The organism is Streptomyces sp. NBC_01267, assembly GCF_036241575.1.
Lineage (GTDB): Bacteria > Actinomycetota > Actinomycetes > Streptomycetales > Streptomycetaceae > Streptomyces.
Map to the genome: position 1 here is coordinate 2,407,656 of NZ_CP108455.1, position 13,708 is coordinate 2,421,363.

At 70.0% G+C, this 13,708-nt stretch carries 11 protein-coding genes; 2 read left to right on the top strand and 9 right to left on the bottom strand.

Annotated elements, in window-relative coordinates; genetic code table 11:
• Positions 1-64: 64 nt before the first annotated feature.
• The 4 genes from OG709_RS11085 to OG709_RS11100 all read right to left on the bottom strand — a co-directional run bounded on the left by OG709_RS11085 (position 65) and on the right by OG709_RS11100 (position 4,437).
• On the bottom strand, positions 65-1,378 hold the full coding sequence (locus tag OG709_RS11085) for a glutamate-5-semialdehyde dehydrogenase (protein ID WP_250298406.1): 1,314 nt from the start codon (positions 1,376-1,378) through the stop codon (positions 65-67).
• 64 nt (positions 1,379-1,442) lie between these two features.
• Entirely contained in the window at positions 1,443-1,940 is a 498-nt protein-coding gene (locus OG709_RS11090) for a hypothetical protein (protein ID WP_250298407.1), read from the bottom strand.
• 142 nt (positions 1,941-2,082) lie between these two features.
• Positions 2,083-3,210, bottom strand: coding sequence for a glutamate 5-kinase (gene proB / locus OG709_RS11095; protein WP_326694908.1), 1,128 nt, complete (start codon positions 3,208-3,210; stop codon positions 2,083-2,085).
• 15 nt (positions 3,211-3,225) lie between these two features.
• The gene (locus OG709_RS11100) at positions 3,226-4,437 is read right to left on the bottom strand and encodes a glycosyltransferase family 2 protein (RefSeq protein ID WP_250298409.1); all 1,212 of its coding nucleotides are present in this window, start codon (positions 4,435-4,437) and stop codon (positions 3,226-3,228) included.
• Positions 4,438-4,692: 255 nt separating this feature from the next.
• Here OG709_RS11100 and OG709_RS11105 point away from each other — a divergent pair, with 255 nt between their 5' ends.
• Complete coding sequence (locus OG709_RS11105; protein WP_250298410.1) at positions 4,693-6,756, top strand: glycosyltransferase family 2 protein; 2,064 nt, start codon at positions 4,693-4,695, stop codon at positions 6,754-6,756.
• A gap of 57 nt (positions 6,757-6,813) precedes the next feature.
• Positions 6,814-7,407, top strand: coding sequence for a dTDP-4-dehydrorhamnose 3,5-epimerase (rfbC, locus tag OG709_RS11110; protein ID WP_250298546.1), 594 nt, complete (start codon positions 6,814-6,816; stop codon positions 7,405-7,407).
• A 41-nt stretch (positions 7,408-7,448) separates the two neighbouring features.
• Here the strand turns inward: rfbC and OG709_RS11115 are convergent, their stop codons facing one another.
• From OG709_RS11115 to OG709_RS11135, 5 genes are all read right to left on the bottom strand, one after another.
• The gene (locus OG709_RS11115) at positions 7,449-8,243 is read right to left on the bottom strand and encodes a class I SAM-dependent methyltransferase (protein WP_250298411.1); all 795 of its coding nucleotides are present in this window, start codon (positions 8,241-8,243) and stop codon (positions 7,449-7,451) included.
• 111 nt (positions 8,244-8,354) lie between these two features.
• Positions 8,355-9,239 (bottom strand): dTDP-4-dehydrorhamnose reductase, encoded by an 885-nt coding sequence (rfbD, locus tag OG709_RS11120; protein ID WP_326694906.1) that lies wholly within the window; start codon positions 9,237-9,239, stop codon positions 8,355-8,357.
• A gap of 72 nt (positions 9,240-9,311) precedes the next feature.
• Entirely contained in the window at positions 9,312-10,301 is a 990-nt protein-coding gene (gene rfbB / locus OG709_RS11125) for a dTDP-glucose 4,6-dehydratase (protein ID WP_250298413.1), read from the bottom strand.
• Positions 10,298-11,365, bottom strand: a complete 1,068-nt coding sequence (locus OG709_RS11130) for a glucose-1-phosphate thymidylyltransferase (RefSeq protein WP_329165847.1) — start codon at positions 11,363-11,365, stop codon at positions 10,298-10,300. Before OG709_RS11130 ends, rfbB begins: the two co-directional genes overlap by 4 nt.
• Before the next feature lie 181 nt (positions 11,366-11,546).
• Positions 11,547-13,643: a hypothetical protein gene (locus tag OG709_RS11135; RefSeq protein ID WP_266643194.1), complete on the bottom strand. Its 2,097-nt coding sequence runs from the start codon at positions 13,641-13,643 to the stop codon at positions 11,547-11,549.
• Between the last annotated feature and the right edge of the window lie 65 nt (positions 13,644-13,708).

Genomic DNA, 13,708 nt, shown 5'->3' on the forward strand with positions numbered 1-13,708 from the left:
CCATCAGAGTAGACCCGAAGGGTGGGTTTGGGCAGGGAGAGTGCGAAGTCGACCGATCGGACCGTTACCGGGTGTGACCGTCTCCTGTCACGATGTACTTGGTCGAGGTCAGCTCGGGCAGGCCCATCGGTCCGCGTGCGTGCAGCTTCTGGGTGGAGATGCCGATCTCCGCGCCGAATCCGAACTCGCCGCCGTCGGTGAACCGGGTGGACGCGTTCACCGCGACGGTGGTGGAGTCGACCAGTTGGGTGAAGCGGCGGGCGGCGGCCTGCGAGGTGGTGACGATCGCCTCGGTGTGTCCGGAGGTCCAGCGCCGGATGTGGGCGACGGCCGCCTCCAGCGAATCGACCACGGCAGCCGCGATGTCGTACGAGAGGTACTCGGTCTCCCAGTCCGCCTCGGTGGCCTCGACGGCCTCCACCTTCGAGTCGGCGGCGTACCGCAGCACCCGCTCGTCACCGTGCACGGTCACCCCGGCCTCGGCCAAGGCGTCGAGCGCCGCCGGCAGGAACGCGTCCGCGATGTCCCGGTGGACCAGGAGGGTCTCGGCCGCGTTGCAGACGGAGGGGCGCTGCGCCTTGGAGTTGACGAGGATGTCGACGGCCGTGCCGATGTCGGCCTGCGCGTCCACGTACACATGGCAGTTGCCGGTGCCGGTCTCGATGACCGGAACGGTGGACTCCTCGACGACCGTGCGGATCAGCGAGGCGCCGCCGCGCGGGATCAGCACGTCGACCAGGCCGCGGGCCCGCATCAGTTCGCGTACGGAGTCACGGGACTCGCCGGGGACCAGCTGGACGGCGTCGGCGGGCAACTCCGGTCCGTCCTGGCCGGATTCGCCGCGGGACGCTCCGCTGATGGCGTCGCGCACCACCGCGACGAGCGCGGTGTTGGAGGCGTACGCCGACGCGGAGCCGCGCAGCAGTACCGCGTTGCCCGACTTCAGGCAGAGCGCGGCGGCGTCCACCGTCACGTTGGGCCTGGCCTCGTAGATGATCCCGACGACGCCGAGCGGCACCCGCACCTGGCGCAGGTCGATCCCGTTGGGCAGCGTGGAGCCCCGTACGACCTCGCCGACCGGGTCGGGCAGCGCCGCTACGTCCCGTACGTCGCCGGCGATGGCGCGGATCCGCTCGGGGGTGAGGGTGAGCCGGTCGATGACCGTCTCGGCGGTACCGGCGGCGCGGGCCCTGGCGACGTCCTCGGCGTTGGCCTCGACGATCTCGTCCGAACGGGCTTCGAGCGCGTCGGCGACGGCCAGCAGCGCGGCGTCCTTGGCCGCGCGCGGCAGTGGTGCGAGGTCCGCCGCGGCGGCGCGGGACCGCTGGGCGGCCAGGATGACCGGGGACGGGGCGGAGTGCGGGGAGAGCGAGGTCATGCCCGCAGACTAATGGGCCGTCTGCGGGCATCCGCCCGGTGTCCCATGCTCCGAGACGCCGGGTTCAGTAGGGGTGCACCCCGACCGGAGCCGCGGGCGGCGGGCCGTACCCCTCGGCTATGCGCAGGTGGTACGTCTCGCGGTCGATGACCTCCAGACCGACGATCTCCCACGGCGGCAGCTTCGCCGTCGACCGGTGCTCGCCCCAGAGCCGCAGCGCCACCGCGGCGGCGTCGTGCAGGTCCCTGGCCTCCTCCCAGTACCGGATCTCCGCGTGGTCGTCGGCGTACCGGCTGGTCAGCAGGAAGGGATGGTCGTGCGCCAGTTGTTCGAGGCCCCGTCTGACCTCCTTGAGCGGGGCCGCGGGACCCGAGACGCTCAGGGTGATGTGCCACAGCTTCGACAGAGTGGCTTCCTCCCTGTGCTTCTCCGTGCCCTGCTCCGCATCTGCCGCCCGGCCGTCCGCTTCCCGGCGGTTCTCGAAGTCGGCCCCCGCGCCGACACTCGTCAGGGTCCGCTCCCCGGCCCCTCGGGGAGGCGCCCCCGGACGCGCTCGTCTCACCGGCGGCCTCCTGTGTGCGTTGCTGTGACTGCCCCCGCAGTTACCCCTGGGACAAAGTTGACCAGCCCGGCGCCCGGCGTGTGACGGTTTTCCGGAAGGTCTCTGCCGCAAACCTGGACTTTCAGCCGTTTCAGGGGTGCGTTCAGGGGTTCATGACGACCAGGTCGTCCCTGTGTACGACTTCCCGCTCGTAGGCCGGACCGAGGTCGCGGGCGAGGTCGCGGGTGGAGCGGCCGAGGAGCTGCGGGAGCTCCTTGGCGTCGAAGTTCACCAGTCCGCGGGCGACCGTACGGCCCGCGGTGTCCCGCAGCTCGACCGGGTCCCCGGCGCTGAACTCGCCCTCGACCGCGGCGATCCCGGCGGGCAGCAGCGAGGAGTTGCGCTCGACGACCGCCCGTACCGCCCCGTCGTCCAGGGTGAGCGCGCCCCGGGGGGTCGACGCGTGCTGGAGCCAGAGCAGCCGGTCGGCGGAGCGGCGCCCGGTGCGGTGGAAGTACGTGCCGGTGTCCCGGCCGGCGAGGGCGTCGGCGGCGCGGGAGGCCGAGGTCAGCACGACGGGGATGGAGGCCGCCGCGGCGATCCTGGCGGCCTCCACCTTGGTGACCATGCCACCGGTGCCGACGCCCGCCTTGCCCGCGGCGCCGATGGTGACGTGCGCGATGTCGCCGGGCCCCGCCACCTCCGGGATCCGGCTGCTGTCCGGTCTGGCCGGATCGCCGTCGTACAGGCCGTCCACGTCCGAGAGCAGGACGAGCAGATCGGCCCGTACGAGATGGGCGACGAGCGCGGCGAGCCGGTCGTTGTCGCCGAAGCGGATCTCGTCCGTGGCGACGGTGTCGTTCTCGTTGACGACCGGCAGCGCGCCCATGGCGAGGAGCTGGTCGAGGGTCCGGTAGGCGTTGCGGTAGTGCGCCCGGCGGCTGGTGTCGTCGGAGGTCAGCAGCACCTGGCCGACGCGTACGCCGTAGCGCGCGAAGGACGCGGTGTACCGGGCGACGAGCAGCCCCTGGCCGACGCTGGCCGCGGCCTGCTGTCTGGCCAGGTCCTTGGGGCGGCGGGCCAGCCCCAGTGGGGCCAGCCCGGCGGCGATGGCGCCGCTGGAGACGAGCACGATCTCCTTCTCGCCGCCGCTCCTGACCTTGGCCAGTACGTCGACGAGGGCGTCCACCCGGTCCGCGTCGAGGCCGCCTGCCGCGGTCGTGAGGGAGGAGGAACCGACCTTCACGACGATCCTGCGGGCTTCCGTTACGAGCTGCCTTGCCTCTGTCACACGGGCGAATCTATGTCAGCCGCGCCGACCGCCGCTCGGGGATTCCACGCGCTGGACAGGGCGTGCTGCCGCCCACTTCCGCACTCTGCGCAGCCGGGTGCGGCCGACTGCGGGCAGCCGCCGCCAGACGGGGGTTCCCCGTACCGCGTACACATGGTCCGGGATGCCCGCTTCGCGGTCCCGGAAGTACGGAAGGGCGAGGTGGTGGGTGCCGTTCAGCCCGCGTCCGACCCGCTCGGGTTCCTTGCCTGCCTTCATGTAGCGGAGGACTTCGCAGAGCAGGTCGATGCGGCCCTGCGCGACGCACTGCAGCCGCAGCCGTTCGATGGGCTTGAGCTTGCGTGCCACGCCCTTGTTCCAGTACGCGGCCATCATCGGGGCCGCGAGTTCCATCCGCTTGCGCTGGACCTCGTCGGACTGCTTCAGGAAGCCGGGGCCGAACTGCGGCAGCAGGGTGACGATGAACGGCCGCATCATCAACTGGTCGCGCTGCGGGCCCGGTTCGACGTACTCGGCTATCAGTCCGGTCAGCGCCCGCGCGGAGTCGAACCGCAGCACATAGGTGCCGCTCTTCGTCACGTGCTTGCCGTCGTCGCGCCCCACCAGGTAGTAGCAGGTGTAATCGGACACGACGGAGACACCCCCGCCGCGCAGATATGCCTCCAGGGTGAAGAGCGCGTCCTCACCGGTCTTGAGCGACTCGTCGAATTTCATGCCCAGGCGCAGGAGCAGTTCGCGCCGGAACAGCTTCTGCGCGCTGAGGGTGAACTTGATCTGTGAGGAGAAGACGTCCGCGCGCTCGACGGTCTCTTTCCACATGGACTTCGGGGCCCCGCGATTGACGCCGACGACCTTTCCGAGCACGACATCGGTACCGGCCCGGTCACCCATGGCGACCATTCGTTCGAGGGCTTCCTCGCCGAAATAGTCGTCGGCGTCGAGGAAGAACACGTAACGGCCGCGGGCCAGTCCGAGACCGACATTGCGCGGGCCGCTGGGCCCTCCGGAGTTCTCCTGTCTGACGACTGTGGTGCGTATCACTGATCTCGCTGCGAACTCTTCGAGGTACTCCCCCGTGCCATCGGTCGATCCGTCGTCCACGGCGACGATCTCGATCCGGTCCGCGCCCAGGGTCTGGGACTCGACGGATGCCAGGCACTTCACGAGGTACGGCATCGCTTCATAGGCGCCGACGACGACAGTCACATCGGGCTCACAGGTACTCATCACACGAGGGAGACGGGCTAATGCGCCAGATGGTTGCCTGGTACCCCCGGATTGGTTTCACGATCTCCCTCTCCTCACCCCATCCGGAATTTTACATTCCCCATACGTGAGGGGTCCGGGAAGTGGCGTTCGGCACACCGGATAGAGTGCCGCCCGGCGGGTCCCGTACGCAGCGCCCGGAAGTGGTGCCGTCACGCGCTCACCAGCACAGGGAAAATCCCTACCAGACACGAGGCGCATACATTGCCGGTCAAAGTGAGTGTCGTCATCCCGGTGTACAACTCGGGAAAGTACATAGACCCGTGCATTGAATCCCTGTTGCAGCAGACCCTCCCCGCGGACGAATTCGAAGTCCTCTTCATCGACGACGGTTCGACGGACGACACTCCCGCCAGACTGGAAAAGCTGGCCGCCGAGCATCCGCATTTCCGGGTGAAAACCATACCCAATTCGGGATGGCCGGGTAAGCCGAGGAACATCGGTGTGGCCGAAGCCCGGGGCGAGTACGTCCAGTTCGTCGACCACGACGACCATCTCGGCCGGGACGCCCTGCGGCGCATGTACGCCATGGGGCACCGCAACGGCTCGGACATCGTGATCGGCAAGGTGGCCAGCGATTTCCGCGGAGTTCCGCACGGCATCTTCCGTACCGACCGGGAGAAGTGCACGCTGGAAACCGCGCCGCTCCACGACAGTCTCACCGCGCACAAGATGTTCCGGACGGATTTCCTCCGCGACAACAAGATCGCTTACCCGGAGGGCCGGCGCAGGCTGGAGGACCAGCTCTACATGATGCAGGCGTATTTCCCGGCCGAGACCGTATCCATTCTCGGCTCGTACACCTGCTACTACTACTCGAAGCGCGACGACGGAAACAACTCGGGTTCCACGAGAATCGTCCCTTCCGGGTACTACGGGAATCTGCGTGAGGTGCTGGAGGTCGTCGGGACCCGGACCGAACCGGGCGCCTTCCAGGACCGGTTGCTCCGGCGCTTCTACCGGGTCGAGATGCTGGGCCGCCTCAGCGAGCCCGCCGTCCTCGGCTACGACGCCGCCTTCCTCGACGAGATGGTGGACGCGGTCCGCCCGCTGGCCACCGGGTTCATGGGCGACGGGGTGCACGAGGGTCTCGGCGCGGTCAACCGCCTCCGTTCCACGCTGCTGCGCGACGACGACCGGCAGGGTCTGGTGAAGCTCGCCCGGCAGGCGGCCACCGTGAAGAGCGCCGCGCGCCTGGAGGACATCGCCTGGCAGCCCGGCGGCCTGCTCACCGTCACCCTCAGCGCCCGCCTCACCGTGGGCAAGGACAAGGCGCCGCTCGCGCTGCTCCGTTCCGACGACCGGATCCTGCTCCACCCCGCCCTCACCGCGGACCCGCTGCCCGACGGTGAACGGCCCGACGCCGACCTGCCCGACGCCGGCCTGCCCACCGGTGAACCGCTCGACGTCACCGGCGAGATCAAGGCGTTCAAGGCCGAAGTCGCCCTGCGCGACCGGGAGACGGCCGTCGAGTGGCCGTGCCCGGTGACGTTCACCGCAGCCGCCGAGGACCTGGGCGACGGACGCTGCCAGGTCATCCTGCGCGGCACCGCCCAACTGCCCGCCGACGCCTTCCGGGACCGCGGCCCGCTCCCCCGCGGCTTCTGGGACGTCTGGGTCACGGTGCGCGGGCTGGGCCTGGTCCGCAAGGTCAGGCTCGGCGCCGACCGGCACGCGCGGGTCGACGCGGCGGTCCGGCCCGCGCTGCTCGGCTCTCCGGCCCGCCCGGTGATCCCGTACTTCACGCACCCGCACAGCAACCTCACGCTCGACGTGGGGCGCCGCGGCAAGAAGCTGGGACGGGCGCTGGCGGCCCACCCGGTGCTCCGAATGCCCGGCCGCTCCGCCGAGCTGCGGCTCGGCGTCTTCGCCCCGGATCCGGCCACGGCCACCACGGCGGAGCTGGTGCTGAGTTCCGACAGCGGGGCCGGGCACTTCCTGCCGGTCGGTCTCCGGCCGGTCCTGGGCCGCTTCCATCTCGCGCTGCCCGCCCGCGCCCCCGGCGTCCCGGCCGGGAGCTGGCAGCTCGGTGTCCGGCTGGACGGCGCGAAGGGGCCCGAACTGCCCCTGTGCGACGTCACCGTCACGGAGAACGGCCGACTGCGGCCCGACGACAGCGTGCCGTACGCCGACCGCGGGGAGATCCGCGCGATGATCGTCCGGCGGCGCCGGACGGCACTGCGGAACGGACTCAGGACGCTCGGCGGCCCACTGGTCCGCCGGCTTCCCCCGGCGGCCCGCAAGAGGGTCCGCCGGCTCGCCGCGAAGCTGGGTGGCTGACCACCCGTGCGGGCCACGGCAGAGGCCTCGGTGAACGCAGAAAAGGACGTGATCGAAATGCGGCAGCTCGCCATCGAGGGAGCCTGGGTGCACGAGCCGAAGGTCTTCCCGGACAGCCGCGGCAGTTTCCACGAGTGGTTCAAGGAGCCGGACCTGGCCGAGGCTGCCGGTCACGGGCTGCGGCTGGCCCAGGCCAACTGCTCGGTGTCCCGCCGGGGCACCCTGCGGGGTATCCACTTCGCCGACGTACCGCCGAGCCAGGCCAAGTACGTCAAGTGTGTGCGCGGCGCCGTTCTCGACGTCGTGGTGGACATCCGGGTCGGCTCACCGACGTACAAGCAGTGGGAAGCCGTACGTCTCGACGATGTGGACCACCGCTCCGTCTACCTCTCGGAGGGGCTGGGCCACGCGCTGCTCGCGCTGACCGACGACGCCACGGTGATCTACCTCTGCTCCACCGGGTACGCCCCCCAGCGCGAGCACGGCATCCACCCGCTCGACCCGGAGCTGGCCATCGACTGGCCGGCGGGCCTCACCCCGCTGCTCTCCGAGAAGGACGCGGCGGCCCCGACGCTCGCCGAGGCCGAGGCGAGCGGCCTGCTGCCGTCCTACGCGGACTGCGTCGCGTACGCCGCGAAGCTGCGCGGCTGAACAACGGCCCCGGCCGGGCACCCGCCCGGCCGGTGAGCTGCTCAGCCCGTGACCCGCTCGATGCTCCGGCGCAGCCCGGTGAAGGCGGCGCGTGAGCGGTTGAGGTTACGGGCCCGGACCAGGCCGGGCCAGAAGTCCGCGCCGAGCAGCGCCTGCGGTGCCACCGCGCGCTTGCGGGTCATGACCTCGTCGGGGACGTCCTGCGGGTCCGCGGTGACGTACTCCGCCAGGATGGATTCGTACTTCTCCTTCAGCACGGTGCTGCCCGGATCCGCGCCGAAGACGGCGAGCACGCCGGTCGGCGCGGTGTCCACCTCGACGACCAGCAGGTCCGGGCGGAAACGCCGCAGCACGGTGGCGACCTTGTACACGTCGCCCGTCCACTCCCTGGTGTGCCGGTCGCGGGCCGCCTCGTCGACATTGCGCGGCAGCATGTCGTCGAGCACGATCACGCTGTTCCAGCGCGCGTGCTTCTCGACGTTCATGAAGTCCCGCAGCGCGAACTCGAAAAGGTGCATGCCGTCGATGAACGACAGCTCCAGTTTCGGATCGCCGCCGAGCATCTGGAGGGGGTCCCGGCGGGCGAGCGCACGGAAGGGATTGCGGCCGGGCCGCAGATGCAGCAGCGGATCCTTGCGGGCGAAGAAATCGTCGCTCGTCGCCTTGACCAGATGGACGTCGCAACTGATCGATGTCACGACCTTGAATGCCGGGTCGACGGCCACAGAAGGGACCCGGGATATCGCCAGGCTGCGCCCGTCATTGACCCCGATCTCCAGATAGTTCCGGGGCCGGTATACGCGATGGAGGCCGCGCAGGAATTCATGACGGTTCACAAGGAGCGCCTTTCGTCGGAAAGCAACTGGTCCGATCTCCGGCGAAGTTACCCCATCGGCAAGGGGCCTGTGAATGCGCAGCGATTTATTTAAACCGCTATTTGCCAGGGATCAGGACCGCTCGGTGGCGACCAGTGACGGGAACGCCTCGCCGAGTGCGAGCCGCCAGTCACGCACCGGCTCGATTCCCGCCGCCGCCCAGCGGTCGTGTCCCAGCACGCTGTACGCGGGCCGCGGCGCCGGCCGTACGAAGGCCTCGCTGGTGGTGGGGCGCACCCGGTCCGGATCGGCGTCCAGCAGCCGGAAGATCTCCCGGGTGAGGCCGAACCAGGTCGTCGCGCCGCCGCTGGTGCCGTGGTAGACACCGGCGGGCGCGGTGCCCGCCAGGGCGCCCGCGCCCAGCCGTACCAGCAGGTCCGCCAGATCAACGGTCCAGGTGGGCTGCCCGCGCTGGTCGTCCACCACGTCCAGGGTGTCCTTGACGCCCTCCAGCTTGATCATCGTACGGACGAAGTTCGCGCCGCCGGCCCCGTACAGCCAGGCCGTGCGGATCACGTAGCCACGCTCGGGCAGCGTGTCCAGGACGGCCCGCTCCCCTGCCAGCTTGGTGCGTCCGTACGCGCTGCGCGGGGCGACCGGTGCGTCCTCCGGGTACGGCTCGGTGGCGTCACCGGCGAACACGTAGTCCGTGGAGACCTGGAACAGCACCGCACCGCTCTCCCGGCAGGCCTCGGCGAGGACGCGTGGCCCGGTGCCGTTGACGGCGAGTGCCCGGTCCTCCTCGGACTCGGCGTCGTCGACCGCGGTCCAGGCCGCGCAGTTGACGACGACCGAGGGGCGGTGGGCGGCGAGGGCCGCGGTGACCGCCGCCGGGTCGGTGATGTCCAGGGCCGTGCGGTCGGGAGCCACCGTGGGTGTGCCGTCGCCGGCCAGCCTCGCGACGAGGTCCTGGGCGAGCATGCCGCCCGCTCCGGTGACCAGCCAACTGCCGCTCATCTCTCACCTGTTCCGTGGTACGTCGGGCCCCCGGTCGACGCTACCCGAGGCCCTGTCCGAACGCGGCGCCCGTCAGACGAGCGCCGCGCGCTCCTTCAGCGGCTCCCACCAGGCGCGGTTGTCCCGGTACCACTGCACGGTCTCCGCGAGCCCGTCGGCGAAGTTCCTGCGCGGCTCGTACCCCAGCTCCGTACGGATCTTGGTGCAGTCGACCGAGTAGCGGCGGTCGTGTCCCTTGCGGTCGGTGACGTACTCGACGCTGGTGTCCCAGTCCGCGCCGCACGCGTCGAGCAGCAGGCCGGTGAGCTCCTTGTTGGACAGCTCGGTGCCGCCGCCGATGTTGTAGACCTCGCCCGCGCGGCCCTCCGTACGGACCAGCTCGATGCCCTGCACGTGGTCGTCGATGTGCAGCCAGTCGCGGACGTTGCCCCCGTCGCCGTAGAGCGGGACGGACTTGCCGTCCAGCAGGTTGGTGATGAACAGCGGGATGACCTTCTCCGGGAAGTGGTGGTGCCCGTAGTTGTTGGAACAGCGGGTCACGCGCACGTCCAGGCCGTGGGTGCGGTGGTAGGAGAGCGCGATCAGGTCGCTGGACGCCTTGGCCGACGAGTACGGGGAGTTGGGCTCCAGCGGGTGGGTCTCGGGCCAGGATCCCTCGTCGATCGAGCCGTACACCTCGTCGGTCGAGATGTGCACGAAGGTCTTGATGCCGGCCCGGTGTGCCGCGTCGATCAGGGTGTGGGTGCCCAGCACGTTCGTCCGGACGAACTCGGCGCCGCCGTCGATGGACCGGTCGACGTGCGACTCGGCGGCGAAGTGCACCACCTGGTCGTGGTCCGCCATCACCCTGTCCACCAGGCCGGGGTCGCAGATGTCGCCCTGGACGAAGGCGAACCGGGGGTCGTCCCTTACCTCGTCGAGGTTGGCCGGGTTGCCCGCGTAGGTGAGCTTGTCGAGCACGGTGACGGAGACGTCACCCGGGCCCTGGGGTCCGAGGACCGTACGGACGTAGTGCGAGCCGATGAAGCCGGCGCCGCCGGTCACCAGAATCCTGTTCGTCATGAAGAGATCTGCACCTTGCTGTGGTCGCCGAGCACGAGTCGGTGGGCTGCCGGGTTGCGTGGCGCGGGTGTCACCTCGACGCCTCTGCCGATCAGTGAGGCCTCCACCCTGCGGACCCCGGCGATCGACGCGTCCCGCAGGACGATGGAGTACTCGATCTCGCTGTCCTCGATCCGGCACCGCTCGGAGACCGAGGTGTACGGACCGACGTACGCGTCACTGATCACGGTGTCCGCGCCGATGATGGCGGGGCCCACGATACGGCTGCGGACGACCCGGGCGCCCGCCTCGATCCTGACCCGGCCGATGATCTCGCTGGCCTCGTCGACCGTGCCGTCCTCGCACGGTTCGACGGTCTCCAGCACCGCCCGGTTGACCTCCAGCATGTCGGTGACGTTGCCGGTGTCCTTCCAGTAGCCGGAGATCGTCGTGGAGTGCACGTCGTGCTTCTGGTCGATCAGCCACTGGATGGCGTGCGTGATCTCCAGCTCGCCGCGCCAGGACGGCTCGATGGCACGGACCGCCTCGTGCACGGCCGGGGTGAAGAGGTACACGCCGACGAGCGCGAGGTCGCTCTTGGGGACCGCCGGCTTCTCCTCCAGGGCCACCACCCGGCCGTTCCCGTCGAGTTCGGCCACGCCGAACGACGTCGGATCGGGGACCTGGGTGAGCAGGATCTGGGCATCGGGGCGGGCCTCGCGGAAGCCGTCCACCAGGCCGGTGATGCCGCCGACGATGAAGTTGTCGCCGAGGTACATGACGAAGTCCTCGTCACCGAGGAAGTCGCGGGAGATGAGCACCGCGTGGGCCAGCCCCCGGGGGGCCTCCTGCGGGATGTACGTGATCTTGACGCCGAACCGGGATCCGTCACCGACGGCCTCGCGGATCTCCTCGGCGGTGTCACCGACGACGATCCCGACGTCGGTGATGCCCGCGTCGGCGATGGCTTCCAGCCCGTAGAAGAGCACGGGCTTGTTCGCCACGGGGACGAGCTGTTTCGCTGAGGTGTGCGTGATGGGGCGCAGGCGCGTGCCCGCGCCGCCGGAAAGTACAAGAGCCTTCACGATTCGGTCCCTGGCGAGCAGTCGGTCTGGCAGAGCTTGATCCGTCCGGTCGGATTTTATCCGTTCTGGCGTGATGGCACCGTAAGTGCCGGGCGCCCGAGGACCGCCCCGCAGCACGCGGAACGGCCGCCCGCGCACTGTGCGCGGACGGCCGTGAGGCACCCGTGGAGCCGGGAAACGGTCAGCCGCCGACCGCCGAATCGACACCGGTCACGCCGGAGTCGTTGAGGCCGGGTGCGCCGTCCGGACCGGCGGTGCGCTGCGCCACGCCCTGGTTGCGCGCCTCGGCCTTGGCCGTCAACGCCCGTACCGCCGCGTTGAACTGCTCCATCGAGGTCGGCTCGTCGGGGCCGAGCAGATACTGCTTCAGCTCCCGCCGGTCGCCCGCCAGCGGGTCGGCCGCCGCGTCGGTGATCGACGCCAGCAGCTCGCCGATCTCCTTGGCGCTGTTGGAGAGGATGACGGCGGCCCGTACGGCGGTGTTCTGCCGCTTGAACTCTTCCACGCCCAGTTCGGCCGAGTCGGTGACCGCGTACGGCTTGCCGCTCGCGATGAAGTCCGAGACGACGCTGGAGATGTCCGAGACCATGCCGTCCGACTCGTTGAAGCAGTCGTACAGACGGGGCTCGCCGCCCTCGATGACCCGGTGCTCCCACCAGCCGAAGGTGCGCCAGTAGGCACTGTTCCACTCGCCGCGCAGCGCGGCGGTCTCGTCCTCGCGGGCGGGGTCGGCCAGCGAGACCCGCGAGGCGTCGGACTCGTCGCCGCTCTCGCTGCCGGAGCTCTCCAGCTCGGCCAGCCTGGCCTCGATCCGGACCAGTTCGGCTCGGGCCGCCGTCCGGTCGGCCGCCGTCGCGGCGGACAGCTCGGTCCAGCGGGGCTCGGCCGCGCGGGCGGCGGCGGCCTTCTCGACCATGGCGGTGATGCGGATGTGCGCCGCCTTGGCCTTGGCGCTGCGGGTGCCGGTGAAGGGGTGCGGCTTGTAGAGCACCCGGACCGGCTGCTCGGCCGTGAGCAGCCGCCGGACGATGTTCTCGCCGGCCAGCAGCAGGGAGGTGTTGCCCGGGTTGTCGTCCCAGCCCTCCCAGGTGGGCGCGTACAGCACGGTCGGGATCTGCTGCTTCGGGGTGCCGGTCCAGCTCCGGATGGGTGCCAGCTGCGGGCGGCCCACCTCGACGATGTCCTCGTCGCGCACACCGACGTCGGCCAGCGCGTAACGGTCGCGCCCGGCCCGGCCCGCGGTCCACACCTCGTCGTACGCCTTGCTGTACGGGTTGACGCTGGCGAGCTTGTCGCTGTCGCCGTGCCCGATGAAGACGTGCTTGATGGTGGGGACGCGCAGCATGTGGATGTTCTTGCCGACGTTCGCCGCGTACAGCGCGACACGCACGGTGGAGAGGTCCATGTTCATCAGGTGCACGCCACCCGGCACACACACCACGGGCACCGCGGTCGACGCGAGCTGCGGCACGATGGCGCGCTCCCGCAGGATGATCAGCGGGCGCCCCTCGACCTGGGACATCGTCTCCAGCCACATGTTGACCTGGTAGGCGGAGTCCCTGGAGCCGGAGAAGTAGAGCGCGACGGTCGGCCGGTACTCGCGCAGCCAGCCGTCGAGACCTTCCAGCACCTCGGCCGCGCTCGGCAGCCTGCGGCCCTTCTTTATGTACGGGACGAGCACGGCGATGTAGAGGACGCCGAGGGCCAGGGTGGCGACGATGCCGATGTACCCGTAGTCGTCGGTCCCGGTCCGGGCGGCGATCAGCAGGCCGATCACCGCGAAGACGTCCAGGTGGAGCATCTTCTCGGCGGCTCGGTTGAGCAGCAGCCGCGGCGGGGCCTCGGGGACCCGGATCGAGCCCAGGTCGACGTTGCGGGTGACCACGGGCATGACCCGGCGCAGCCGGATGAGGGTGGTCAGGGTGCCGTGCGCGGCCTGGAGACCGTAGAAGACCAGGAAGCAGGCGACGGCGGCGTAGTAGACGTTCTGATCGGCGAGCTCCAGCCGGGCCAGCAGCAGAATAAGCAGCAGTTCACGCAGCAGGAATCGGATCGACAGACCGGCCCGGACCTTCGCCAGGCGATTGATCAGATAGCTGCCGCGCTGATGGAGAAACCAGTCGGAGACGTACGTCACGACGGTGGCAGCGGCGAAGAACCAGATATTGGGGATGAGTGCGGCGATCATCACGCACGGGTAGCTGAGCCCCATGAAGGCTGCGGCGAACAGCTCGGACCGGCTGCCTACGCGCGCCAGCCGAATGGCGGTCGAAATCACGAAGAACCTGCTCCAGGGGGTGCCGGTTTTTGACCGGCCGGCAAATAGGGGGCGGCGTCACCGGG

Bases quoted from the DNA above. Each gene is read 5' to 3' on its own strand.
- rfbD (WP_326694906.1), bottom strand. From the start codon at position 9,239: ATGAGCGGCAGTTGGCTGGTCACCGGAGCGGGCGGCATGCTCGCCCAG.
- rfbB (WP_250298413.1), bottom strand. From the start codon at position 10,301: ATGACGAACAGGATTCTGGTGACCGGCGGCGCCGGCTTCATCGGCTCG.
- OG709_RS11085 (WP_250298406.1), bottom strand. From the start codon at position 1,378: ATGACCTCGCTCTCCCCGCACTCCGCCCCGTCCCCGGTCATCCTGGCC.
- OG709_RS11100 (WP_250298409.1), bottom strand. From the start codon at position 4,437: ATGAGTACCTGTGAGCCCGATGTGACTGTCGTCGTCGGCGCCTATGAA.
- rfbC (WP_250298546.1), top strand. From the start codon at position 6,814: ATGCGGCAGCTCGCCATCGAGGGAGCCTGGGTGCACGAGCCGAAGGTC.